Source organism: Cupriavidus oxalaticus (assembly GCF_016894385.1).
In the GTDB taxonomy this organism is placed as follows: Bacteria; Pseudomonadota; Gammaproteobacteria; order Burkholderiales; family Burkholderiaceae; genus Cupriavidus; species Cupriavidus oxalaticus.
The window spans coordinates 1,870,192-1,895,573 of the sequence record NZ_CP069812.1; the positions used below are offsets into that span (position 1 = coordinate 1,870,192).

Genomic DNA, 25,382 nt, shown 5'->3' on the forward strand with positions numbered 1-25,382 from the left:
TGAAGCATTCCGGGCCAGCACCAGGGTCGCCCTGTCCGGGCGGGTCGCAACCGGCGGCCCATGCCGCCGGCGCCGCGGCGATCCCGTCCGCGCCCGCTGCGACCGGACGCGTGGAGCTTTATACGCAACGAACCATGGTCAACTGGCTGAGCCCGCTGCAGCTTCCGTTCACCGCCATGCGCGTTGCCGTGGCGATGGCGGTCGGCACCTTTGCCGACCAGCGCATGGTGCAGGCTGCGCTTACCACCCTGAATCCGAATCCGCCGATCCCCGTGCCGGCCGACGAGGGCGGCGGGGTCTGGGTCGACTACCTGGCCGACACCGGCGATGGCTGGGACGCGTCGTATTCCATGGCGCTGTGCGTCAGTCACGCGGTCACGCTGCGCGAGCCGGGCGTGACGCTGCCGCGGGCCAAGGTGCTGCTGCTCGGGGGCGACCAGGTGTATCCGACCCCTGCGCATGATGGCTATCGGACGCGCTTTGTCGACCCGTTTCGCGCGGCGTTTCCTGCGCCGGTCGAGTCGGCGGGCCCTGCATACGACGACCAGCCGATCAAGTTGCCGGATGCGCCGTGGATGGTCGCCACGCCAGGCAATCACGACTGGTACGATGGCCTGCGCGGCTTCGCCCGGCTGTTCTGCAGCGGCAAGCCCGTGGGCGGCTGGGAGACACGCCAGCGCACGGGCTACTATGCCCTGCAGTTGCCCGGCGGCTGGTGGATCTGGGGGCTGGACCTGCAACTGGAATCGGAAATCGACCGGCCGCAGCGCGAATACTTCCAGAAGATGGTCACGGAACTGCAGCCCGGTGACCTTGTCGTGCTCTGCGCGCCCGAGCCGAGCTGGATTGACGAGATGGAGCGCGTGCGCCGCGGGGAGCGGCGGGCCGTGCCGTCGATCGAGACCAAGACGCCGCGCTTCCGCAGCCTGAGCGAAATCGAGGGGATGCTGGGCGACCGGCTCGCGCTGGTGCTGGCCGGCAATGCGCACCACTACGCGCATTACGTGCCGAGCGCGGGCACGGCGGGGCCGCATCGCATCACCTGCGGTGGCGGGGGCGCGTTTCTCCACGGCACGCACCAGTTGCCGGATCCGCCGCGGCCCATCGTCGTGGGCGCGGCTAAACAGGCGTATGCGCTGCAGTCCGTGTATCCGGAGAAGGAGACGTCCCGGCAACTGCGCAATCGCGCGTGGCAACTGCCCGCGCGCAACCTCTCGTTCTGCGCACTGGTGGCCATCCTGTACCTGCTGTTCGACTGGATCGTCCAGAGCGCGAGCCTGGCGGTCGCGCCTGGCCCTGGCCAGCGCGGCTTCGTGCAATGGCTGGCCGGTCTCGAGGTGACATTCGGGAATATCGGCGCGGTGTATGGCGAGCTGTTCCGGGTCATGGCGCATAGCCCGGCTTCGGTGGTGTACGCGGCGGCGATCGTCGCGACCTGTGCTGCGCTGTCGACCAGGAATGTCAGGCGCGGCGTCGGGCTGGCGTGCCTTGTCGGCGCGTTGCACGGGCTGCTGCACCTGGCACTGGCGATCGCCCTGCTATGGCTCATCACGCGTTTCAACCTCCATGGCTTTGGCGCTGACAATCCGCCACCCATCCTGTTTTTCCTCATCGAGGCCATGGTGCTGGGCGGGGCCGCCGGCGGCCTGCTGTTCGGCGTATGGATGGTGCTGGGCAACGCCTTGTGGCGCCTGCACCCGGAGGAGGTGTTCTCGTCCCAGCGCATCGCCGATTACAAGTGCTTCCTGCGGATGCGGTTCGAGGGCGGGCAATTGACGATCTACCCGCTCAAGCTGGAAAGGGTTTGCCGTCGCTGGAAGCTGGGAGAAGGTGTCAGGCAAGTGACGAAGGTCCGCAGCACCTGGCGTGTGCGCGCCCAGCCCGGCGCAAGCGGCCCGCGGTTCGTGCCGGCGGACGGTGAGGTATCGCCGCCGGAGGCGGTGCAGATGATCGAGGAAAAAGCCGTCATCATCCGGCGACAGGGGGCGGCATGACGCGCAATGCGCTGGCTTACGATGTCGTCGTCATCGGCAGCGGCTTCGGCGGCGCGGTCTCGGCCTGCAGGCTCGCGCAGGCCGGCCGCAAGGTGCTGGTGCTCGAGCGCGGCCGGCGCTGGAGCCCGGCAAACTATCCGCGCGACGAGAATGACCCCTGGCTGTGGAACCAGGAGCGCGCACACCGCTTCAGTGGCTGGGCCGATATCCGGACCTTCTCCGATGTCTGGGTCATCGCCGGGGCGGGAGTCGGCGGTGGCTCGCTGATCTACGCCAACGTTTCCGTGGAAGCCAGGCCAGAGGCGTTCCAGCAGGGCTGGCCGGAAGACGTGACCTATGCCGGCCTGCAGCCCCATTACGAGGAAGTCGGGCGCATGCTCGACGTGAGCGCAGTGCCGGATAACCAGCTGAGCGTGCGAACCCGGCTATTGCGCGAGGGGGCGGAAGCCTGCGGCTGGGGCGGGCGATTCCGCAAACTGCCGCTGGCGGTGTCGTTTTCCAGCGACTGGGACCCGGCGCGGCCAGACGCCCGCGATGACCGGCATTCAGAGCGATTCCTGAACCGGCATGGACGGTGGCAGGGCACTTGTGTCCATTGCGGCAACTGCGACGTCGGGTGCCAGGTGTCGGCCAGGAATACGCTGGACCTGAACTACCTGGCGGTGGCCGAAGACAACGGCGCCGAGATCCGTCCCTTGCACCTGGTGGACAGGCTCGAGCCGCTGGAGCAGGGCTGGCGGATATGCTTCCGGAAAATCGACCCCGAAGACCAGACCACGAGCCCCGGTGAAGTCACGGCCGCCCGGGTGATCCTGGCCGCCGGTTCTATCGGCAGCACCGAGCTGCTGCTGCGCTGCAGGGATCAGCATCGCACGCTGCCCGGGCTTTCACCGCGGCTGGGATATGGCTGGGCTCACAACGGCGACTTCGTGACGCCTGCCTGGTATGGCAACAGGACGATCTCTCCTTCTCATGGCGTGACCATCTCTGCCGCAATCGACCTGCTGGACCACGGCGGCCCGAACGGACAGGCGCTCTTCGTGGAGGACGGCGGCATCCCGAACCTCGCAGGCAACTTCATCCGGCGCCACATGAAAAGAACGCGTTCGCGCAAGCTGCGCGCGGTGTGGAAGGAGGTAGGGGAGCTGTTCGACGACGGCGATCCGGTCGAGCGGATGATGCCCTGGTTCGGGCAGGGCGTGGACCCTGGCGATGGCCGGCTGAGGCTGGGCCGCACGTGGTACGCGCCGTGGCGTCGGGTACTGCGGCTCGACTGGTCCTATCAGGCCTCGGTGGCTGTCATCGAGTCCATGATTGCCGCGCACACGCGGCTCTCGGAAGCGACCGGCGGGGATCCGTGGGTGCCGCTCACCTGGCGACGCTGGCACAACCTGATCACGCCGCACCCGCTGGGAGGCTGCAACATGGGGGCATCCCTCGCGGACGGCGTCGTCGATGCGTGGGGCCGGGTATTTGGCTACGAGGGACTGTATGTCATGGACGGTGCGATCGTCCCGCGTCCGCTGGGCCTGAACCCTTCGCGCACGATTGCAGCGCTGGCGGAGCGCAACGTGACCATGCTCTTGCGCGAGCAGGGCTGACGCTGGCTTGTGGCGCATGACCCGCAAAGGGCAGATGCTCCCCCAAAGGGGAGCAATCCGTCCGCTGCCGAGCAATTCTATTGAGCGAGTTGGCTGGCGGACGGCTTACCGGACGGCTTACCGGGCGGCTTACATGCGTGCGAACTCGGTGTAGCCCTCCGCGCCGCCACCGAAGTAAGTGGCGGCCGGAGCGTCATGCAGCGGAGCTTCCAGCCGCAACCGCTCGACGAGGTCGGGATTGCCGATGAAGGGCTTGCCGAAGGCGATCATATCCGCGTGACCCGAAGCGGTGGCGTCCAGCGCGCGCTGCCGATCATAGCCATTGTTGGCAATGTAGGCACCGCCGAAGGCCGTGCGCAGCGCTTGCACGTCAAGCATGCCGGCCCCGTTACCACCGTGCAGCTGTCCTTCGACGACGTGCAGGTAGGCCAACCCCATCTCTCCCAGCCGGCGAGCCAGGTAGCCATGCGTCGCCATTGGCGTGCTGTCCAGCGGGGTGTCGCCGACCGCGGTGGAGAGCGGCGAAAGGCGAAGTCCCACGCGATCGGCGCCCCAGATGTCCGCAACGGCTTCAACAACTTCCAGCGGAAAGCGGGCGCGGTTCTCGATGGAGCCGCCGTAGCGGTCGTCGCGACGGTTTGTGCTGTCGCGCAGGAATTGCTCCAGCAGATAACCGTTGGCCGCGTGCACTTCTACGCCATCGAACCCCGCATCCTTCGCGCGACGTGCGGCCTGTCGGTAGTCTTCCAGGATAGCGGCGATCTCCTCGGTGGCGAGTTCACGCGGCATCGAGGGCGGCAGGTGTCCGGCTTCGGTGAAGACGGTGCCGCCAGCCTGGAGCGCGGAAGGCGCTACGGGCGCAGCGCCACCCTCCTGCAGGCTGGCGTGCGACATGCGGCCTACGTGCCACAACTGGATCACGATACGGCCGCCGGCTGCATGGACTGCCTCTGTCACGGGCGCCCAGGCCTCCACGTGCGCATCGGTATAGATGCCGGGCGTATAAGCGTAGCCACGGGCCTGACGAGAGATGTTGGTCGCTTCGGTGATGATCAGCCCCGCGGAAGCACGCTGCCCGTAGTAGTCGATGGCCAGCGGCGTCTGGATACCGTCCATGCCTGCGCGCGACCGCGTGAGCGGCGCCATGGCAATTCGGTTGCGTACGTCGATAGCACCCAGGCGGGCAGGGGAGAAAAGGGCTTCGGAAGACATGGCAGCTCCAGATGACTGAGGACGGTTGCAGTGTGAGGCGAAGGGCTCGCCGCCTGCCGGAAAGGCCAGGGCGGCGGCGCTTCGTTGCAGTGCAGTATGTGCGCCGGAGTTGCATTCATCCAATTTATTTGTTGAATTCAAGTTATATCGTCAGCAATATGACTACATGCGCTACGACCTGAATCTGTTGCCCGTTTTCCTCGCGCTCATGGAAGAGCGCAGCGTCACCCGTGCCGCCGAGCGGCTGGGGATGACGCAGCCGGCGCTGTCTAATGCGCTGGCCCGACTGCGCGAGATGCTGCAGGACCCGTTGTTCATCCGTGAACGGTACGGCATGCAGCCGACCGGGAGGGCTGAAGCCCTGGCCCCCGGCATCGCCGCCGCCGTCGCCAGCCTGGACGAACTGGTGCTTGGCCAGCAAGGCTTCGATCCGACGAAGGCGGATCGCCTGTTCACACTGGCGCCGAACAGTTACGTCGAGTTCGTGCTGGTGCCAGGTATCGTCGCGCGACTGCGCGAGCGCGCTCCGGGCATCCGGCTGCGACTGGTGCCGTTCGGGGCGGACCTGGCGGAAACGGGCGTGACCTCCGGGGCGACGGCGATGGTGCTGGGCCGCATCATCGACCCGCCCGGCAACCTTGTTGTGCAGCCCGTGATGGAAGACGGCCTGGCCTGCGTATTGCGCGCCGGCCATCCGCAAGTCAACAAGCGAATCTCCACGAAGCAGTATGAGCAACTCAAGCACGTCAATGTGCTGCCTCCCGGCCGCTTGCGTGCTGGCCTGTTCCAGGCGCTCCAGCGCCATGGCCTGCGACGCGAGGTCGCGATTTCGGTGACGCACTTCCTGGCCGTTCCGGAAATCGTCGCCGCGACAGACTACTGCGCGACATTGCCGGGCCTGATCTGTCGCCACCTGGCGCGCGATGCACGGCTGAAGATACTGGCCGCGCCGGTCGACCTGGGCACATTCCCGGTGGAGATGGCGTGGCATGTGCGCTACCGTCACGATCCTGCGCACCAGTGGTTGCGCGACCTCGTCATCGAGGTGGCTCGCGAAACATTGCCCGGCAAGACGGCCTGAAGGGCGGCCAGGAGTTGGCTCCGGCGGCTCAGTGGCGTGGCTCGACCCGACGCAATGCGCGCAGCATCGCGAGATCACAGGCTGTCTTCAGCACGCCGCAGGCGAGCAGCGGCGTACTGGCCTAACCGTAGGCCGTCAACGCGGCGGCGATGCTGGAGCGAAAGCGTTCCGCTACTGCTTGCTACTGCCGGTATTGGCGCCATCGGTGAATGGATCCGCCTTGCCCGCCTTCGCGCCGTCGGTATAGGGATCCGCCTTGCCAACCCTTGCGCCATCGGTGTACGGGTCAGGCTTCTTGGCCGGCGCCAGGTCAGTGCGGGTCGAGGACTTGGCCCCATCCGTATAGGGGTCGAATTTCCCGGATTTCGCACCGTCCGTATACGGATCCGGCTTTCCCTTGGCTCCTTGCGTATAGGGATCCACCGCCTTTTGCGCATAGCCGGGCAGGGCTAGCGATGCTCCGAAGGCCGCAATTGCCGCGATAACTATTGCTCTCATTTCTTTCTCCTGAGAGTATCAACTTCGCTCAAGCGTAGAACCCGACGGACACTGGCGAACCGCCATGAACTGGCATTGCCAGGCGCGCCCGCGCTGGGTTGCCTCCCCATAGTAGGTCGTATTGTGAAGGCATTCAGATACTTGCGCGGCTAATCGCGGGTCAGGCTGGCCCGAGGTGTCCCATGCTCCGCTCTTCGGCCAGCAGGCTATGAATCTGTGCCACCACGGCCGCACCTTCTCCCACGGCGGCGGCGACGCGCTTGGTGGACGCAGAACGCACGTCGCCGATCGCAAAGATGCCTTCGATGCTTGTCTGCAGCGGCAATGCCTGTACCGCGTCGGCGCCGGTGCCGGTCAATACGAAACCCTTGCTGTCGAGCGCAACCCCGCAAGACTTCAGCCAGCCGGTGTTGGGTTCGGCGCCGATAAATATGAACAGATGATGCGTGGTCATGCTGCCCTCCGTGCCGCCTGCCCCGCGGTAGTGCACGCGCCTGAGCTGCACGTCTCCCTCGAGCCCCTGAAGCTCGATACGGGTATGCAGTGTCAGGTTTGGCAGCGACCGGACCCGCTCGACCAGGTAGCGCGACATCGTCTGCTCAAGGCTTGGCCCGCGGATGAACAGGTGCACATGCTCCGCATGCGATGAAAGGAATACGGCGGCCTGTCCCGCGGAATTGCCCCCGCCGACCAGCACCACAGGCTCCTTGCGGCATAGCCTGGCTTCGATCGGCGTCGCCCAGTAATAGACGCCGGAGCCCTCGAAGCGCTCAAGTCCGTCGAGGACAGGGCGCCGATACTCCGCGCCCGTGGCAATGACCGCGGTCCGGGCAAGGATGCGCTTGCCATCGGATAGCTCGATGACGCGCGGGTATTTGTCGCAGTACAGGGCCTTGACCTCGCATGGAATCGCGATATGGGCGCCGAACTTCTGGGCCTGCACGAACGCGCGGCCCGCGAGTTCCTGTCCCGTGATGCCGGTGGGGAAGCCCAGGTAATTCTCGATGCGCGCGCTCGTGCCGGCCTGGCCGCCCGGTGCGCGGCAGTCGAACACGGCGACAGACAACCCATCCGATGCCGCATAGACGGCCGCCGCAAGCCCGGCAGGGCCGGCGCCGATGATCGCCACGTCATAGACATGCATCGGATCGAATTCGGGGATCAGTCCGAGGCAGGACGCGAGCTGGCCGACATCGGGATTGCGCAGCACGGCGCCGCTCGGACAGACGACAAGCGGAAAATCGTCGGCCAGTGGCGCGAGGCGCCTGAGAAAGGCAATCGCTTCCGCGTCCCGCTCCGCGTCCAGCGCGATATTGGGATAGTTGTTACGACGCAGGAAATTCTGCAGTTCAAGGAATCGTGCATTGCCGGGTGCGCCGACAACGACGGCCCCGCGTCCACGTTCGACTGCCAGAACGCGCCTCAGGATCAGGGCGCGCATGATCTTCTCGCCAATATCGGCTTCCTTGATCACCAGCGCGCTCAGCTCATCGGGCCGCAACAGCACGGCCTTGACGTCTTCGAGAACCTGCGCGTCGACAATCGCAGGCTTGTTGGAAAGCTGCGTGATATCCGAAGTGAACTCCCCGTGCCGCGTATAGGTGTGGATGATCTTGCGGTGATTCAGGCGGTCGCGGATGACGATCCGCACCTTGCCCGACAGGATGACGAACACTCCGGGGCAGAGGCTGCCCGCGCGATAGAGGAAGTTGCCTTGCGGGTAGTGGTGCAGCTTGCCAAAGCGGCGCACCCTTTCCACCTCGGTATCGGTGAGGACCGGAAACATCTGCTCGAAACGAGGATGGTCGCGTATGGCCGCATCTTCCTCGATGGCCGCCTCGCCGAGGTCTGCACTCGCTTCGAAGTCTGGCGACGGCGTCTCGCGTGCTTCGTCCGGGTCGTTGTTCATCGCCGATCCTCCACGGTGTAGCCTTGGCCACGTCAAATATAGGCGCAAACCGGAATGAGTTCGGGTTGCGCTGGATTCACGCGACGCACTTGAGCGCATTCGGTCACATCGAGCCATGCGCTCCACGACGCAAGGGTGCAGCCTGCGCCTCGTGCGTGTCGATCTCGCTATGCCAGCCTTTGGCCTTTCGGCCGTTTTTCTGGTCAGGCAATGACCCGCTTGCCGCGCTCGCCGGATCCACAACTATCGGTTGCGAGTGAATCAAGATTGCTCAGCCTAGTGCTACCTCCGGCCGGCTCCTAGAGTGGTTTCCAACGGCGACGCGCTCCAACCCACCAGCGCAAGCCGCCTGAAGCATCCGTTATCCATACCCTCAGGAGTTGATCATGTTTGCCCATTTCTCTCGCGTGCTTGCTGTTGCTTCCTTCACCTTGGCTGCTGGCGCGGCGCTGGCCTCCGGCAGTGCCCATGCCGGTTCGCTTGTCGCCGGCATGGATACCTCCGGCGTATCGTCTTCGCCGGCGCGCTCGGTCGATGCCTTTACCGACGGCGCCCGCAACGGGCCCCGCAATCCGTATGTCGACGGCGCACGCGTTGGCAACCGCAACCCGTTTGTGGATGGTGCCCGGATCGGTGGCCACGATGTCTTCACCGACGGCGCCCGCATCGGCCCCCGCGACACGTTCTCCGCAGGCGCCTGAGCCGCTACTGTCACCGCTCCATGGCTGGCAGGTCTCGATCGCGTTGAGCGGAAGAGGCCTCCCTGAATTCCCATCCTCCGGCCCCGCTGACCATCCCGGCAGCGGGGCATCTTGCTCCGGAACGCTTGAGGAAATCGCAAGCGAAGCGGGCGAAAAAATCGTTTGCCAGCGAGTGCTGCGGCAACAACTATCCAATGGCGAGCCAGCCAGGCGCGTACTGCGGCCCGCAACCGGAAACCACCCCAGCCATCAGACAAATGCAGACATTGCCAGGCGCCGCGCGCGTTTCAGCACCTTCTTGAAAAAGCCGGCGTTGTGAATAAAGTTAGAGCGCGCCGCACCGGCGGTGCCTCTGCGACAGCGTTCCCCACGCTTCCGAAACGGAGAAAGAATATGGAAGACCACACCACTGCGCCCACGGCAGGCCATGGCACTGCTGCTCCTGGTGACGACGCCGTCACGCTTACGCGCCGCCGGTTCCTGCAATCCGTCTGCGCCTCCGGCGCGGGGATCACAAGCGTGGGCTGGGCACCTGGCGCATTCGGCCAGTCCGTGCCGCAGGTGCCCGCGCAAGCCGGCGCTGCCGAGGGATATCCCGTCACGCTGAAGGTCAACGGCACCACGCACCGGCTGACGGTAGCCGCCAACGCCATCCTGCTCGACACGCTGCGCGACCAGCTTCACCTGACCGGGACAAAGAAGGGATGCGACCACGGCCAGTGCGGCGCGTGCACGCTGATCGTGAACGGGGTCACGGTCAATGCCTGCCTGTCGGTGACGGTCATGCACGACGGCGACGAGATCACGACCATCGAAGGGCTGGCGCGCGATGGCAGGCTGCACCCGGTGCAGCAGGCGTTCTGGGACCACGACGCCTACCAGTGCGGCTACTGCACGGCGGGGCAGATGATGAGCGCGGTCGGCATCCTGCAGGACAAGCGGATTCCGGCCGACGACGCTGCGGTCCGGGAAGCCATGAGCGGTAACATCTGCCGCTGCGGCGCGTATAAGAACATCGTCACGGCAGTCCAGGACGCGCGCGGCAAGATGCGGAGGAACGTCTGATGCGCAACTTCGAATACGCGCGCGCCGCCGATATCGAGCAGGCGATCATGCTGCATGCGCGCGGCAGCGACACGGTCTTCCTGGCCGGCGGCACGACGCTGCTGGACCTGATGAAGCTCGACATCATGCAGCCCGCCCGCGTGGTGGACATCCACAAGCTCAAGCTCGACCAGGTGGAGCCGCTTGGCGACGGCCGGGTGCGCATCGGCGCCATGGTCAGCAACACCGACCTGGCCCGGCACGACCATATCCGCAAGCACTATCCCGCGCTGTCGCAGGCACTGCTCTCCGGTGCCAGCACGCAGCTGCGCAACAAGGCCACGACCGGCGGCAACGTGATGCAGCGGGTGCGGTGCGGCTATTTCCGTGACGGGGTCTCGGCGTGCAACAAGCGCAACCCGGGTTCGGGCTGCGCCGCCATCGAAGGCCTCAACCGCAATGTGCACGCGGTGCTTGGCGGCAGCCAGCACTGCATCGCGGCGCATCCGTCCGATATGTGTGTCGCGATGGTGGCCATTGGCGCGACGATCCACTTGCAGGGGCCGAAGGGCAGGCGCGACGTGCCGTTCGCGGATTTCCACCTGCTGCCCGGCGACACGCCGTGGAAGGAGCACGCGCTGGAGGCCGGCGAGATGATCACCCATATCACCCTCGACGCGCCGATGCCCGGCAGCCGCTCGGCATACCTGAAGCTGCGCGACCGCGGCTCGTACCAGTTCGCGCTGGCTTCGAGCGCCGTGGTGGTCGCGCTCGACGGGAACGTCGTTCGCGATATCCGCATCGCGCTTGGCGGCGTCACGACCAAGCCCTGGCGCGCGGCCAATGCCGAGGCCGTGATGCGCGGCAAGCCGGCGTCGGAGGCCTTGATCCGCGAGGCCGCCGCGACGGCCATGGCCGGCGGGCAGTCGTACGGACAGAATGGCTTTAAGCTCATGCTCGGCCAGCAGGCCGTCATGCGGAATTTGTCGCTTCTCATGGCCTGAAGGGGGTGCGAGCGTGAACAACACTGCTATCGGCGCGTCGCCGCGCCGCATCGACGGCCGGCTCAAGGTATCCGGCAGCGCCCTCTATACGGCGGATCGCACGCTGCCCGGCATGCTGCACGCCTACGGCGTGTACAGCACCGTGGCGAGCGGCCGCGTCACCGGCATCGAGATGGCCGACGCGCGCCGCGTGCCCGGCGTGGTCGATATCCTGCACAACGGCAACTTCCCGCGGCTCTACCGGATTCCAAAAAGCCCGATCTCCGGCGCGACGATCCTGACCGCGTCGATTACCGACGAACACCGGCTTCCGTTCGAGGACAATACCATCCACTACGGCGGCCAGATGGTGGCACTGGTCGTGGCCGACACGTTCGAGCACGCCCGTGAGGCGGCATACCGCGTCAAGGTGTCGTACGCCCGCGCCAAACCGGTCACGGACCTCGAACACGGTATCAAGGCGAATGGGCTGCGCGATGGCGGCAGAGGGCATGCGCGCGGCACGCCGGCACCGGCGTTCGACCGGTCCGCCGTCAAGGTCGACGCCGTCTACCGTACCCCGGTCGAGACCCACAACCCGATGGAAATGCACGCCACGCTGGCGTGGTGGGAGGGGGGTGAGCTCCATCTCTACGAAGCCACCCAGGGCGCCACCGTCCATCGCAATACCATCGCGCAGATCTTTGGCCTGACGCCCGAGCGCGTCACCGTCGACGCGCCCTTTATCGGCTCGGGATTCGGCTCCAAGCTGTTCCTGTGGCCGCATTCCGTCGCGGCCAGCGCGGCGGCGCGGATGACCGGCCGGCCGGTAAAGCTGGTGGTGCCGCGCGCATACATGTTCACGACCACCGGACAGCGGCCTGAAACGCGCCAGCGCGTGCGCCTGTCGGCAGGGGCCGACGGCAAGCTCACGTCGATCCGGCATGAATCGGTCAACACCACCTCGTTCATCGAACAGTACGTAGAAAATTGCGGCGGGATGACGCAGAGCGTGTATTCGTGCCCGAACCTCATGGTGAGCCATCACACGACCAACGTGCACCGGGGCGCGCCGACGTCGATGCGCGCTCCCGGCGCCGCGCCGGGATTGTTCGCGCTCGAATCCGCCATCGACGAGCTGGCACTGGCCTGCCGCATGGATCCCTTGCAGTTCCGGCTTGCCAACCTGTCCGCGCGCGATGAAAGCCTTGACCTGCCGTGGTCCAGCAACCACCTGCGCGAGGCCATCGAGCAGGGCAGCCGCAAGTTCGGCTGGGGCCGGCGCGATCCGCGGCCGGGTTCGATGACGGCCGGCACCGAGATCGTCGGCTACGGCATGGCGGTGTGCAACTGGGACGCCTGGCGCACGCCAGCCGAGGCTCGTGTCCTCCTGCGCAGCGATGGCACCGCCGCGGTGACCTGCGCAATCCAGGACATCGGCACGGGCATGTACACCATCGTCGCGCAAACGGTCAGCGAACTGACCGGGCTGCCATTTGAAAAGATCGATGTCAGGCTGGGCGATTCGGCGTTTCCGGCGGCTCCGGTAGCGGGCGGTTCGTGGGCGACGGCCAGCGTGCTCCCGGCCGTCGCCGAGGCCACGCGCAACGCGATCGGCCAGCTGCGCACGTTCGCGACGCAGGACGGCGCCGCCTTCGCAGGTGCCAGGCCCGAAACGCTGAAGATGCAGAACGGCCGCCTGACCGACGGCAAGCGCGCCGTCGACCATGCCTCGATCCTCAATGCCCAGCGCTTTGCCAGCGCGGAGGGCTTCGCCCGCACCGGCGGCACACCGACCGACAAGCTGTCCTTCATGTCCTTCGGCGCCCACTTCGTCGAGGTGCGCTGGGATCCCGGCATTTCACGGTTGCGCGTCGCCAGGGTCGTGAGCGCGATCGACGTGGGGCGGGTCATCAACCCGGTCACTGCGCGCAACCAGGTGGAAGGTGCGATCGTGATGGGCGTCGGCATGGCCTTGTTCGAAGCCACCGAGTATGACGAACGCGACGGCATGCCGGGCAACAACAACTATGCCGAGTATGCCGTTCCGGTCCATGCAGACCAGCCGGAGATCGAGGTGATCCTGCTCAACCATCCCGACCTCGAATTCAATGAATTCGGCGCGCGCGGCATCGGGGAAATCGGCATCACCGGCTTTGCCGGCGCTGTCGCCAATGCGGTGTACCACGCCACCGGCAAGCGGATCCGGGATCTCCCCATCACGAAGGAGAAGCTGATGGCGTAAGCGTGTCACCGGGTTGCCGGAAGCGCCAAGGCAGTGTGCGCATCAGCCCAGTTGCGCGAGTCGATAAACTCTTCCGCGAGCGCGCCTTTCGACAGTGATCAAAGCGACCCGTAAAATGGCAGATCCAGCCTCTTCTGCCATCGCGGACGGGCACTCTCCGACCGCTCCATGGAGTTCGCTATGCACCACGTAGCCCTGGCGCTGTATCCCGGCTTCCAGGCGTTGAACCTGGCAGTCTCGACGGTGCTGGAATTTGCCAACCGCTCGCTCGCACAGCCGATGTACAAGGTTCACCTGCTGTCCGAACATGGCGGGCCGGTGCCGAGTTCAGGGGGGTTTTCGGTCAGCACCGAGCCGTTCGGCAGGCGCCGCTTCGATACGGTGCTGGTGGTCGGAGATAACGACGTCCTGCCCACGCCGCCCGCACTGGTGAAATTCCTGCAGCGCGCGGCGCGGACCTCGCGGCGCATTGGCGCCACCTGCACCGGCGCCTTCAACCTGGCGGAGGCCGGGCTGCTGGACGGCCGCCGCGCCACCACGCACTGGTACTACGCGGAGCAGCTGCGTCGGCGCTTCCCGGAAGTCGGGGTGGAGGAGGACCGCATCTTCATCATCGACGGCCCGGTCTGGACCTCGGCCGGCATGTCGGCCTGCATCGACCTGGCGCTGGCGCTTGTGGAGAAGGATGCCGGTGGCGCCGTTGCGCGCGATGTCGCCAGGAAGCTCGTCGTGTATCACCGGCGGGCCGGCGGGCAGTCCCAGTTCTCGGCGCTGCTGGACCTGGAGCCGCGCTCTGACCGCATCCGCGCCGCGCTGGATTTTGCGCGGCAGAACCTGCAGCGGGAGCTCTCCGTGGATCAACTTGCCGAAGCGGCGCACCTGAGCCCGCGCCAGTTTGCCCGCGCATTCCGGGATGAGACCGGGCAGACCCCGGCCAAGGCCGTGGAGCACCTGCGCGTGGAAGCGGCCCGGCTGATGATGGAAAGCGGCCGCCACGCCATCGACGTGGTCGCGCGGGATACCGGCTTCGGCGACCGCGAGCGCATGCGGCGGGCATTCCTGCGGGCATTCGGACAACCGCCGCAGGCGATCCGCCGCATGGCGCGCGGCGATGCGTTGCAGGTCGCGTAGCTTCGTATTCCGCGACGTACCGGCGAAAAAGGCCGGCCATGCGCGGACCATTCAGGCTACCAGGGAACTACCGCGCCACGCCGTACCGGGCCGCGGGCTGGTCGCGCGACAGGTTGGGGCCAAGCGCGGCACGTGCAGCCTCGAACGCCTTCCAGTCGGCTTCGTCAGGCAACGATGGCACGGTAATCACTTCACCCAGGTCGAGCCCGGCCAACGCGGCATCGACCAGGTCGTCGCCGCTCATCACGATGCCTTGCGGCAGGTTCTCGACCGGCTGGCCCGCAATGTCCCAGAACTCGGTCCGCGTCGCGCCGGGAAGCACGGCCTGCACGCGTACCCCCTTGCCGGCGAGCTCATGCTGCAGCGACTGGGTAAAGGCCAGCACGAACGCCTTGGAGCCGCCATAGACTCCATTCAGGATCTCGGGCGCCACCGCGACGACGGACGCGATATTGATGATGGTGCCTTCGCCGCGCGCCACGAATGCCGGCGCAGCGGCATAGGTCAGGCGAGTCAGAGCCGTGACGTTGAGCTCGATCATCGCCTGCATCTTGTCGACATCCGACACCAGCAACGGTGCCGCCGCGCCAATGCCGGCATTGTTGACCAGCGTGGCGATGCTGGCATCGGTGCGCAGCAGGTCTTCGATACGCCGGACATCGGCAGGCTGGCCCAGGTCAGCGGCCACGATCTCGACCGAGCGGCCAGTGTCGTCGGCGATGCGGCGGGCCAGCGCCTCGAGCCGGGATCGGTTGCGTGCCACCAGGATCAGGTCGTGGCCGCGGCGGGCGAGGCGGTCCGCATAAATGGCGCCGATGCCGGAAGATGCGCCGGTAATGAGGGCGGTGCCGGCATGGATGTCAGTCGTCATGTCAAAGTTCCTGGTTCACGGGAGGGACGTCTCGCCGGCTGGCCGGCTGCGTGAGCTCAAGATTAGGTACGGAAGGCCATGGCGACAATGTCATAGATACCACCTTTTCTGCCACCACCAACGAGGGGGGCTTTCACGGGAAGGAAAGAGTCCCACATGACCCGCGCGCGGTATCCACCGACGATGGCGGTGCCCCGTGAGCAAGCGGGTATGTATCGGACTGTGGCGTCTGCTGCACCAGATACAGTGCGATACACGGAAAATCGCCGGCACTCATACAATGGCGTCGACGCAGACTGGCGGTTCAGCGTACTTTTCTGAGGGGACAGAGATGGATGCACACGTCGACCATATCCTGGTTGTCGATGACGACCGGGAAATCCGGGAGCTGGTATCGACCTACCTGGCCAAGAATGGACTGCGCGTGACCGTGGCGCAGGATGGCAGGCAAATGCGCTCGATCCTGGAGGCCAATGCCGTCGACCTGATCGTGCTGGACGTGATGATGCCGGGCGACGATGGCCTGGTACTGTGCCGTGAACTGCGGGCCGGCAAGCACAAGACCACCCCGGTCCTGATGCTGACCGCGCGCAGCGACGAGACCGACCGCATCCTCGGCCTTGAAATGGGTGCCGACGACTATCTCCCCAAGCCGTTCGCCGCGCGCGAGCTGCTGGCCCGCATCAAGGCGGTGCTGCGCCGGACGCGCATGCTGCCGCCCAATCTGCAGATCACGGAAGCGGGCCGGCTGCTGGCGTTCGGCGACTGGCAGCTGGACACCACGGCGCGGCATCTGATCGACCACGATGGCATCATCGTCGCGCTGAGTGGCGCGGAATACCGCTTGCTGCGCGTGTTTGTCGACCATCCGCAGCGCGTGCTCAACCGCGACCAGCTGCTCAGCCTCACGCAGGGCCGCGAGGCGGAAATGTTCGAGCGGTCGGTCGACCTGCTGGTCAGCCGGTTGCGCCAGCATCTCAAGGACGATGCGCGCGAGCCCCGCTACATCAAGACCGTGCGCAGCGAGGGCTACGTGTTCTCGATGCCGGTAGCGATCCGGGAGGCGCGGCAGTGAACCTCCGGGCCTTGCCGTGGCCCCGCACGCTGGGCGCGCGGCTGTTCCTGATCCTGCTGGCCGGGCTGGTGGTGGCTCATGGCCTGTCGTTCGGCGTGCTGTTTGCGGAGCGCTACATCACCGCGCGCCAGGTCATGCTCGGCACGCTGGAAACCGACGTATCAACGTCGATCGCGATCCTCGACCGCGTGCCGGCGGCGGAGCGGCCGCAGTGGCTGCGGCACGTCAACCGCGGCAACTACCAGTATGTGCTCGGGCCGGGCCTGCCGGGCGTGCCGGAGATGAGCGCGCAGGCCCAGGAGATCGCCGACCGCATTACCGAAGCGAGCGGCGGCCGCTTCCCCGTCAGGGTCGAATCGATCCCGGGGCAGGGCAAACGCCTGCAGGCGCACCTCACCCTCAGCGATGGCAGCCCGCTGACCATCGACGTGCATCCGAAGCCGCCCGCGATCGCGCAATGGCTGCCCTATGTGCTGGTGCTGCAGTTGTTGCTGCTGGTGCTGTGCTGCTGGCTGGCGGTACGGCTGTCGCTGCGCCCGGTGGTGGCGCTGGCCAATGCCGCCGACGCCCTCGACCCGAACGCCGCGAGCGAGCCGCTGGCCGAGACCGGGCCGACTGAACTGGTGCGTGCCGCGCGCGCGTTCAACGCCATGCGCGAGCGCATTGCACGCTTTGTCGAGGAGCGCGTGCAGATCCTGGCGGCAATCTCGCACGACCTGCAGACGCCGATCACGCGCATGAAGCTGCGCGCCGAGATGGCGGATGACTCCGAAGACAAGCGCAAGCTGGTGCACGACCTTGCCGAGATCGAGACGCTGGTCAAGGAGGGGCTGACCTATGCGCGCGCCATGCATGGTGACGGCGAGAAGGCATCGCGGATCGACATCGGTTCTTTTGTCGAGAGCCTGGTCTACGATTACCAGGACACCGGCAAGGCCGTCACCATCCGGCAGAATATCGGCGGCGCCATCCTGACGCGCCCGCACGCCCTGCGCCGCATCCTGACCAACCTGACCGACAACGCCATCAAATTCGGCGGGGCGGCGGAGCTGAGCGTGCGCCGCGACGGCGCCGCGGTGGTGATCGGCGTGCTTGATCGCGGGCCCGGCATCCCGGCAGAGAAGCTTGAATCCGTGATACAGCCGTTTGTCCGGCTCGAAGCGTCGCGTAACCGGGAGACCGGCGGCACGGGCCTGGGCCTGGCCATCGCGCACCAGCTGGCGCTGGCGATCGGCGGTTCGCTGACGCTGCGCAACCGGGAGGGCGGTGGGCTGGAGGCGCAGCTCAGGCTTGGCTGAGGGGACAAGCCTCGCTCAGGACGCGCGGATTTCAAGAGTTCCCGCATAGGCGGGAACCCAGTGACTTCATCGGCCCCCGCTGACGGCAGGTTGCCCCGGCGAGCCCCGCAGCGCTGCACCGCGCCACATCGCGTTGGCGACCGCCGTGACGCAATTCTCCAGAAGTTGTCTATGCTTGCGCGTAAGCCGGCGACGATTGCTGGCCGATCCTCAGTGCGCATGCAACGCTGCGCATGGTGAGTGCAGCGGGCACGGCACAAGGCAAGGAGGAACGCGATGGCCAAGGGATTCGACGCAATCATCATCGGTACCGGACAAGCCGGCCCCGCACTTGCCGCGCGGCTGTCCGGCGCGGGCATGAACGTGGCCGTCATCGAGCGCGCGCATTTTGGCGGCACCTGCGTGAACACCGGCTGCATTCCTACCAAGACCCTGATCGCGAGCGCTTATGCGGCCCACCTTGCGCGGCGGGCGGGCGACTATGGCGTGACGATTGGCGGGCCGGTCGCTGTCGACATGAGGCAGGTGAAGGCGCGCAAGGACGGCATCGCCGGGCACTCCGCCAGCGGCGTGGAACAGTGGATGCGCGGCCTGGCCAACGGCACGGTCTACCAGGGGCACGCCCGCCTGGAAAGCGCGCACGGTGTGCGCGTCAATGGCGAACTGCTGCAAGCCGACCGCATCTTCATCAACGTCGGCGGCCGGGCCCTCGTTCCGCCGATGCCCGGGCTCGACACGGTGGCGTACCTGACCAATTCGGGCATGATGGACGTGGACTACCTGCCGGAGCACCTGGTCGTCATTGGCGGCAGCTACATCGGCCTGGAGTTTGCCCAGATGTACCGCCGCTTTGGCGCCAGGGTCACCGTCGTGGAAAAAGGCCCGCGCCTGATCCAGCGCGAAGACGAAGACGTGTCGGAGGCGGTGCGGGAGATCCTGGAGCGCGAGGGGGTGGAAATCCGCCTCGATGCCAACTGCCTGAGCGCGCGCCGGGCCGGAGAGGGCATCGCCGTCGGGCTCGATTGCGCGACCGGTTCGCGCGATGTGCACGGCTCGCACCTGCTGCTGGCGGTGGGGAGGGTGCCCAACACGGAAGACCTGGGGCTCGACAAGGCCGGTGTCGAAACCGACGAGCGCGGCTATATCAAGGTGGATGAACAGCTGCGCACCAGCGTTCCCGGCATCTGGGCGCTGGGGGACTGCAACGGCCGCGGGGCCTTCACGCATACGTCGTATCACGACCACGAGATCGTCGCCGCCAACTTGCTCGACAACGATCCCCGCACGGTTGCGGACCGCATCACCGCCTATGCCTTGTTCACCGATCCCCCGCTCGGGCGCGCCGGCATGACGGAAACGCAGGCCCGCCAGAGCGGGCGCAAGGTGCTGGTCGGCAGGCGCACGATGAGCCGCGTCGGGCGCGCCGTGGAAAAGGGCGAAAGCCAGGGCTTCATGAAAGTGGTGGTCGATGCCGAGACCCGCTTGATCCTGGGGGCGGCAATCCTGGGCCTGAACGGCGACGAGGTGATCCACTCGCTGCTCGACGTGATGTATGCCGGGGCACCCTATACCACCATCAGCCGCGCCATGCACATCCACCCGACAGTCTCCGAGCTGGTGCCGACGATGCTGCAGGAGCTGGCATAAGCCGGAATGAGTGAATGGAAGGGAGGCCGGCCTCAGCCGAAGGTAAAGGCATAGGCCTGCGCACCGGTGTCCAGGAAGCGGATCTCGAAGGTATGCTCTCCCACCTTGCCGGCCTGGCGTACCAGTTGGTAGAGCCGCGTCTGCGTGACCGCACCGTTGCCGGCGGCATCGATGTCGGCGCCGTGGCTGTCGCCAGGGGGCTTGCCGTCGATCGTCACCAGGAAGCGCACCGCCCGGCCGTCGGGCGCCGGACCCAGCACCAGGTGCAGGTCGCGTGCATGGAAGCGATAGGCGATGCTGCCATCGGCCTTGTCGACGGTAGCCCGCTCGGCGCCCACGGTCCATTGGCCGGCCAGGCCCCACTGGTTGAGCCGGAGCTTGCCGACGCCGTACCGCTGCGGGGCATCCTGCCGCATGCCGCCCGGCGAGGCGAAGTTGGCCGCTTGCAGATAGCCCAGGTAGGTTTCGCCGGAGCGGAGATTGGACAGGTCCGGTGCGGCCTGGGCGCCTTCCGCAAGCGGGGCGACGACATCGCGCGCCGTGGACGGCTGGCCGGCTTCCGCCAGCAGCGCCTGGATCACACGCTCCGAGTTGGCGTAGTCGCCTTCGCCGAACTGGTGGTGGCGGATATTGCCGTGGGCATCGACAAAATACGCGGCGGGCCAGTAGCTGTTCCGGAAGGCGCGCCAGATGCGGTAGTCGCTGTCGACGGCGACGGGGAAGCCGATGCGGAAGTTCGCGACCGCGCGCTGCACGTTGTCCGGCGATTTTTCGAAAGCGAACTCGGGCGTGTGCACGCCGATCACCGTCAGGCCCTGGTCCTTGTACTTGTCCGCCCACGCGCGCAAATAGGGCAGGGTGCGGATGCAGTTGATGCAGGAGTATGTCCAGAAGTAGACCAGCGTGACTTTGCCGCGCAAGTGATCGCGCGTGAGCGGTGCCGAGTTGATCCATTGCACGGCGCCGTCGAGTGCCGGCATGCGGCCCTCCACTGGCAGGCGGCTCGGCATGGCCACCGGCATGTCATTGGCGGCCAGCAGCATGCCGGTGCCGGGCTCTGCCGCCGCGTGCGCGGCCTGGGGCGCAGGGCGCGCCTTGTGCAGCACGTCGACCAGCGCCTGTTCGATCCGCGCCGGCCCGCTCGCGGACAGGCGGGCCAGCAGGCCGGTGTCGGCGCCCAGCCCGATGGCAAGCACGCTGCCAAGCACGCCGGCACCCAGCCCCCGCCGCACCCATTCACCGGCACCCATCGACCGCTTCATGGCTGCCAACACGTGGGCGCCGATGCCGAGCGCGGCCGCCAGCGAGGTCGCCGCGCCCGCGGCATAGGCGGCCAGCGCCAGGGAGGTCGAGACGCTCGCGCCCTGCAGCGCCGCAGCGGTCAGCACTATGCCGAGGATCGGCCCCGCGCAGGGTGCCCATAGCATCCCGGTGGCGATGCCGAGCAGCAGCGATCCCCAGGGCGAAGGTGAGGCTGTCTGGGTCGAAGCTGAGGCCGCGGCAGCGTTGCCGGCCAGGCGGTTGCCAAGCGCCACCAGGGGCCGGGCCAGCGTATCCGCCACCTTTGGCAGGAGCAGGGAGAGCCCGAACAGTGCCAGCAGCGACAGCGCGGCCAGGCGCCCGTAGGCATTGGCCTGCACAGCCCAGGCGCCGCCGGCCGAGGCCAGCGTGGCGATGGCGGCAAAAGTCAGCGCCATGCCGGCCAGCATCGGCAGCTTGCCGCGCAGGAACGGCTGGCCGGCGCGGCTCAGCACGAAGGGCAGGACCGGCAGGATGCAGGGGCTCAGGATGGTCAGTACCCCCCCGAGGTAGGCGAGTATCAGCAGGCTCATGATCAGTGTTTCCCACAGGGCTTGGCTTCCCCGTATCAGACACCGTCCGCGTAGCCGGATTGTGTCGTGGATCGGCGCCTGTGTACCGGATTGTCGAGCCCGTGCCGCCAGATACACTGCCATACAAAAACCTGCCGCGGCACGCATCGGGCAGGGCGAAAGCGTCCCGCCGGTCTGCTCAACATCGAGAGTGTCGAGAGCGTCGTATTCGCACCCGCCCTGGCTGAGCGGGACGGTCCGGCGACGTACCGACTTTGTACGCCTTTGTATCAACGCGACCTCCCGACACGTCCGGCGACAAAAGTGCCGCCCATCCGCTAAGGGGCAGATACATCGGTCGCCTTCAATGCAATCCGTGGCACGGCGGTGAACTGCAACACAAGCAATCCCGGTGAGCCGCAACTCCGATGACCATTTACTGGAAGCTGATCATGACTGCCAACACTGCAAAGACTGTCAATATTGCCAAGCGTTTTGTCTTCGCCATCGCCCTGCTGGCCGCCGCCGCTGGCGCACAGGCCGCGTCGTCCGGCGTCGGTGCGCGCGACCCGTACACCGACGGCGCCCGTGCCGTGCACGATGCGCGCAGTCCGTTCAACGACGGCGCCCGCTCGGTGCAGTCGCCGCGCAGCCCGTACAGCGACGGCGCCCGCTATGTCGATCCGTTCACGGACGGCGCACATTCGCTGGCCGGCATGGATCGCACCGGCGTATCGGCCGAGCCGGCGCGCAGCATCGACCCGTACCTGGACGGTGCCTACGCCTGACGCCATGCAACCTGGGTGGCCAGGGCCGCATCAGGCGCGGAGCGCGCCGATTCGCCGCGCTCCGGCAGACGCCGGAGCGGACGGGCCCCTGGGGCATCCGCTTCCCTCACAATTCTGCACGGACCAGTATCATGCGCACGACGTTATACCGCCTCGTACCGATAGGGCTGCTGATAGGGCTGCTGATCGCGGCAGCCGGAATTGCCGCCTTCGGCCAGCGAGGCCTCGCACCGGCCGTTGGCGACCAGGGTCGCGCGCCCGAGTTCGCAGGGATCCATCAGTGGCTGAACTCGCCGCCGCTGTCCATGGAGGGCCTGCGCGGTAAAGTCGTGCTGGTCGATTTCTGGACCTATGCCTGCGGCAACTGCATCAACACGCTGCCATACGTAAAGCAGTGGCACCACAAGTACAAGGACCAGGGCCTGGTCGTGGTGGGCGTCCACACGCCGGAATTCCCGTTCGAGAGATCGACCGCCAACGTGCAGGCGGCGATCAGGCGCTTCGATATCCGCTATCCGGTTGCCCTGGACAATGCCTACGCCACGTGGTCAGCCTTCAGCAACCAGTACTGGCCCGCCCTCTACCTGATCGATGCCAATGGGCGCATCGTGTACAAGCACTATGGCGAGGGCAGCTACGCCGAAACCGAGGACACCATCCGCAAGCTGCTGGCGCAACGCCAGTAAGCGCCTCGCACAGATCTCACGGACGGGATTTCACGGACGCGCGGCAAAGCCGCGCCAGTGGATATAGGCCGCGCTGGCAGCGCGGCCTTTGGCCGTCCGTTTGCTGGTCATGATTACATCGGTGAGCGCCTGCGCGTCACCGAGTCAGTGCCGATACCCGTCTGCCGTTTTTCCACGCGCTCTCGCCGGGGCATGCCGCTCCATATGCAGCGGTGGCCGGAACCACCAAGCTCCGAAGCGAGTGCTGACAGGGTCATGGCAGCCAGTATCAATACTCTGCGCAGCATGGCGGTTCGCCCCGTCAGCGCTTGTCGACGTCCAGTACCGCCTGCGCAAAGGCCGTGGGCGCTTCCTGCGGCGGATTGTGGCCAATCCCGCCGGCCAGGTCCCGATGCTCGTAGCGGCCGGTGAACTTGCTGGCATAGGTGCCGGGTTTGGGGTGCGGCGCGCCGTTGGCATCGGCTTCGATGGTGATGGTGGGCACGCTGATGGCCGGCGCCGTGGCGAGGCGCTTCTCGAAGTCGTCGAACCGGGCCTCGCCGGCAGCCAGCCCCAGCCGCCAGCGATAGTTGTGAATGGTAATGGCCACGTGATCCGGATTGTCGAAGGCGGCGGCACTGCGGTCGAACGTGGCGTCATCGAAATCCCACTTCGGCGACGCCAGCTTCCAGATCAGCCTGGCGAACTGCCGGGTGTACTGCTTGTAGCCGGCCTGGCCGCGGTCCGTGGCGAAATAGAACTGGTACCACCACTGGAGCTCGGCCTCGGGCGGCAGCGGCTGCTTGCCGGCCGCCTGGTTGCCGATCAGGTAGCCGCTGACCGCAACCAGTCCCCTGCAGCGGTCCGGCCAGAGGGCGGCCATGATGGCGGCGGTGCGCGCGCCCCAGTCAAAGCCGGCCACCACGGCGTTGCGGATGTTGAGCGCGTCCATCAGGGCGATCATGTCGACGGCGATTGCCGAAGGCTGCCCGTTGCGCATGGTGTCGGCGGAAAGGAAAGTCGTCGAACCATAGCCACGCAGGTAGGGAACGATCACCCGGTAGCCGCGGGCCGCCAGCAACGGCGCCACGTCGACGAAGCTGTGGATATCGTAGGGCCAGCCGTGCAGCAGCAGCGCGACGGGCCCGTCGGCCGGGCCTGCCTCGGCGTAGCCGACGTTCAGCACCCCGGCGCGGACATGCTTGATCGGGCCGAAGGTCTTGTGGGTGCCTGGTGCCGTCGCCGGCAGGGGTGCCGCCCTGGGCATCGCGGTTTGCGCGCGGGCGGCCTGCGACAGGCCCAGCTGCGCGGCGGCCAGCGCCATCGTTGCTGCGCCCAGAAAGCCTCGACGAGGCAAATCGATCGTGTTCGACATCTTCTTCTCCTGTATGCGGAATCAACCTGAGGCTGAGTGTAGGAGGCCGTGGCAAGCGGCATGTGTCGAACGTCATGAGTTTTGTACCGCCATGTATATGCCGGCGTCTGCCAAATGTGCTGATACAAAGCGATCGCCCCATGAAATGCAAAGAGGGCGATCCCCCGGATCGCCCCTTTCCTTCCTGCCTTGTGCCCTCAGGCCACGACGATGTGCCGCGGGTCAGCCAAGGCAAGCGCTTCTTCACGACTGGCGCTCGGGGGATAGATCCACTCGGTATTGATCCGCGTCTTCAGCGCCTTGGCGACGCCGCCCGTCATCTTCACCTGGCGGTTCCAGCCTTCCGTGTAGACAGCACCCCAGGGCCCCAGGTCCAGGCAGGTCACGTACTTCGGCTGGCTATAAGGGATTTGCGCCGCGCCCACCAGGTCTGCTGCCACGTTGTGGCCCGCCGAGCGGCCGAGATTCATGGCGTGCTGGCAAGACATGGTGGCGAAGTTGCCTTCGTCATCGGTCGCGGCATAGGCGCAGTCGCCGGTGGCGAACACCGCGTCGACCCCCTTGACCTTCAGGTTGCGGTCAACATGAAGCCGGCCGAAGTTGTCCCGCTCTGCCGGAATCTGTGCGGTGAGTTCGCTGGCCCGGGCACCCGCCGTCCAGATCACGGTGTCTGCCTCGATGCGCTCCCCGTTCTCGAGCGTGACGCCTTTTGCATCAACAGCCGCGACACCCGAGCCGAGCTTCCATGTCACCCCAAGCTCGGTCAGCGCCTGCGTGATGACCGGACGCGGACCCTCGCCCAGGTCAGGGCCGATCTCGGCATTGCGCTCGACCATGATCACGTTCACGGCAGCGTCCTCGCCGAGGACCTCGCGCAGGCGAGCCGGCATTTCGGCAGCTGTCTCGATACCGGTAAAGCCGGCACCCGCGATTACCACCGTATTGCGGCCGCGGCCCTCCGGGCGGGAGGCCAGGCCATGGATATGCGCTTCAAGTTCCGCTGCGTCAGCGACCTGGTCGACATTGAAGGCATGCTGGTCCAGCCCCGGAATCTGCGGCCGGAACAGGCGGCTTCCTGCGGCAAGCACCAGACGGTCATAGCTGATGCGCTGGCGCGGCGCATCCGCGCCAACGCCCGCAACGCTCACCGCCTGGTTTGCGACATCGATGTGCTCCACCTTGCCCTGGATGAACCTGACGCCAACAGCCTGGAAGATGTCCTGCAGCGGCGCTTTCATCCCGTTCGGATTCTGCTCGTAGAGGCGAGGGCGGACGTGCAGTTCCGGCTTCGGTGCGACAAGGGCGATCTCCACATCGGTGCGCCCAACCTGGTCAAGCAAACGGGCCGAAGCCAGCGCGCTCCACATGCCGGCAAAGCCGGCGCCGATGACAAGAATCCGCTTGGACATCTTTCATGCTCCTGAACAAATCTCATATAACAGGCCGACGCCGC

20 protein-coding genes are annotated in these 25,382 nt (G+C 66.5%); 13 read left to right on the top strand and 7 right to left on the bottom strand.

Features of this window, described 5'->3' with window-relative positions:
• Nucleotides 1-194: 194 nt before the first annotated feature.
• Nucleotides 195-1,994 carry a preprotein translocase subunit YajC gene (locus JTE92_RS21015; RefSeq protein ID WP_239477838.1) on the top strand — a complete coding sequence of 600 codons (1,800 nt, stop codon included), beginning with the start codon at nt 195-197 and terminating at the stop codon, nt 1,992-1,994.
• On the top strand, nt 1,991-3,595 hold the full coding sequence (locus JTE92_RS21020) for a GMC oxidoreductase (protein WP_063238815.1): 1,605 nt from the start codon (nt 1,991-1,993) through the stop codon (nt 3,593-3,595). Before JTE92_RS21015 ends, JTE92_RS21020 begins: the two co-directional genes overlap by 4 nt.
• A 129-nt stretch (nt 3,596-3,724) precedes the next feature.
• Here JTE92_RS21020 and JTE92_RS21025 read toward each other — a convergent pair whose 3' ends face one another.
• Nucleotides 3,725-4,807, bottom strand: a complete 1,083-nt coding sequence (locus JTE92_RS21025) for an alkene reductase (protein ID WP_063238814.1) — start codon at nt 4,805-4,807, stop codon at nt 3,725-3,727.
• A gap of 166 nt (nt 4,808-4,973) precedes the next feature.
• On the opposite strand from JTE92_RS21025, the gene JTE92_RS21030 reads away from it, so the two are divergent.
• On the top strand, nt 4,974-5,888 hold the full coding sequence (locus JTE92_RS21030; RefSeq protein ID WP_063238813.1) for a LysR family transcriptional regulator: 915 nt from the start codon (nt 4,974-4,976) through the stop codon (nt 5,886-5,888).
• A gap of 171 nt (nt 5,889-6,059) precedes the next feature.
• Here JTE92_RS21030 and JTE92_RS21035 read toward each other — a convergent pair whose 3' ends face one another.
• Both JTE92_RS21035 and JTE92_RS21040 read right to left on the bottom strand, forming a co-directional pair.
• On the bottom strand, nt 6,060-6,386 hold the full coding sequence (locus JTE92_RS21035; RefSeq protein ID WP_063238812.1) for a hypothetical protein: 327 nt from the start codon (nt 6,384-6,386) through the stop codon (nt 6,060-6,062).
• A gap of 160 nt (nt 6,387-6,546) precedes the next feature.
• Complete coding sequence (locus JTE92_RS21040) at nt 6,547-8,295, bottom strand: FAD-dependent oxidoreductase (protein WP_063238811.1); 1,749 nt, start codon at nt 8,293-8,295, stop codon at nt 6,547-6,549.
• Nucleotides 8,296-8,681: 386 nt separating this feature from the next.
• Between JTE92_RS21040 and JTE92_RS21045 the strand changes: the two genes are divergently transcribed.
• The 5 genes from JTE92_RS21045 (at nt 8,682) to JTE92_RS21065 (ending at nt 14,399) form a co-directional block, all read left to right on the top strand.
• Complete coding sequence (locus JTE92_RS21045) at nt 8,682-8,996, top strand: hypothetical protein (protein WP_174544859.1); 315 nt, start codon at nt 8,682-8,684, stop codon at nt 8,994-8,996.
• 393 nt (nt 8,997-9,389) lie between these two features.
• Nucleotides 9,390-10,061 (top strand): (2Fe-2S)-binding protein, encoded by a 672-nt coding sequence (locus JTE92_RS21050; protein ID WP_063238810.1) that lies wholly within the window; start codon nt 9,390-9,392, stop codon nt 10,059-10,061.
• On the top strand, nt 10,061-11,044 hold the full coding sequence (locus JTE92_RS21055; RefSeq protein WP_063238809.1) for an FAD binding domain-containing protein: 984 nt from the start codon (nt 10,061-10,063) through the stop codon (nt 11,042-11,044). The genes JTE92_RS21050 and JTE92_RS21055 overlap by 1 nt, the downstream gene beginning before the upstream one ends.
• Nucleotides 11,045-11,057: 13 nt before the next feature.
• On the top strand, nt 11,058-13,268 hold the full coding sequence (locus JTE92_RS21060) for a xanthine dehydrogenase family protein molybdopterin-binding subunit (protein ID WP_063238808.1): 2,211 nt from the start codon (nt 11,058-11,060) through the stop codon (nt 13,266-13,268).
• A gap of 180 nt (nt 13,269-13,448) precedes the next feature.
• Nucleotides 13,449-14,399: a GlxA family transcriptional regulator gene (locus tag JTE92_RS21065; RefSeq protein ID WP_063238807.1), complete on the top strand. Its 951-nt coding sequence runs from the start codon at nt 13,449-13,451 to the stop codon at nt 14,397-14,399.
• A 67-nt stretch (nt 14,400-14,466) separates the two neighbouring features.
• Here JTE92_RS21065 and JTE92_RS21070 read toward each other — a convergent pair whose 3' ends face one another.
• Nucleotides 14,467-15,270: an SDR family NAD(P)-dependent oxidoreductase gene (locus tag JTE92_RS21070; RefSeq protein ID WP_063238806.1), complete on the bottom strand. Its 804-nt coding sequence runs from the start codon at nt 15,268-15,270 to the stop codon at nt 14,467-14,469.
• A gap of 331 nt (nt 15,271-15,601) precedes the next feature.
• On the opposite strand from JTE92_RS21070, the gene JTE92_RS21075 reads away from it, so the two are divergent.
• The 3 genes from JTE92_RS21075 to JTE92_RS21085 all read left to right on the top strand — a co-directional run bounded on the left by JTE92_RS21075 (nt 15,602) and on the right by JTE92_RS21085 (nt 19,290).
• Nucleotides 15,602-16,345, top strand: a complete 744-nt coding sequence (locus JTE92_RS21075; protein ID WP_063238805.1) for a response regulator — start codon at nt 15,602-15,604, stop codon at nt 16,343-16,345.
• Nucleotides 16,342-17,643, top strand: coding sequence for a sensor histidine kinase (locus JTE92_RS21080; RefSeq protein ID WP_063238804.1), 1,302 nt, complete (start codon nt 16,342-16,344; stop codon nt 17,641-17,643). The genes JTE92_RS21075 and JTE92_RS21080 overlap by 4 nt, the downstream gene beginning before the upstream one ends.
• A gap of 276 nt (nt 17,644-17,919) precedes the next feature.
• Nucleotides 17,920-19,290: an FAD-containing oxidoreductase gene (locus JTE92_RS21085; RefSeq protein ID WP_063238803.1), complete on the top strand. Its 1,371-nt coding sequence runs from the start codon at nt 17,920-17,922 to the stop codon at nt 19,288-19,290.
• 32 nt (nt 19,291-19,322) lie between these two features.
• On the opposite strand, the gene JTE92_RS21090 is transcribed toward JTE92_RS21085, so the two are convergent.
• Nucleotides 19,323-21,122 (bottom strand): cytochrome c biogenesis protein DipZ, encoded by a 1,800-nt coding sequence (locus tag JTE92_RS21090; RefSeq protein ID WP_063238802.1) that lies wholly within the window; start codon nt 21,120-21,122, stop codon nt 19,323-19,325.
• Nucleotides 21,123-21,553: 431 nt separating this feature from the next.
• Between JTE92_RS21090 and JTE92_RS21095 the strand changes: the two genes are divergently transcribed.
• Nucleotides 21,554-21,889 carry a hypothetical protein gene (locus JTE92_RS21095; RefSeq protein ID WP_063239043.1) on the top strand — a complete coding sequence of 112 codons (336 nt, stop codon included), beginning with the start codon at nt 21,554-21,556 and terminating at the stop codon, nt 21,887-21,889.
• A 131-nt stretch (nt 21,890-22,020) separates the two neighbouring features.
• The gene (locus JTE92_RS21100; protein ID WP_084254545.1) at nt 22,021-22,575 is read left to right on the top strand and encodes a thioredoxin family protein; all 555 of its coding nucleotides are present in this window, start codon (nt 22,021-22,023) and stop codon (nt 22,573-22,575) included.
• Nucleotides 22,576-22,876: 301 nt separating this feature from the next.
• Here the strand turns inward: JTE92_RS21100 and JTE92_RS21105 are convergent, their stop codons facing one another.
• Complete coding sequence (locus JTE92_RS21105) at nt 22,877-23,929, bottom strand: alpha/beta fold hydrolase (protein ID WP_063238801.1); 1,053 nt, start codon at nt 23,927-23,929, stop codon at nt 22,877-22,879.
• Between the two features lie 197 nt (nt 23,930-24,126).
• Nucleotides 24,127-25,338 (bottom strand): NAD(P)/FAD-dependent oxidoreductase, encoded by a 1,212-nt coding sequence (locus tag JTE92_RS21110; RefSeq protein ID WP_063238800.1) that lies wholly within the window; start codon nt 25,336-25,338, stop codon nt 24,127-24,129.
• Nucleotides 25,339-25,382 lie beyond the last annotated feature (44 nt).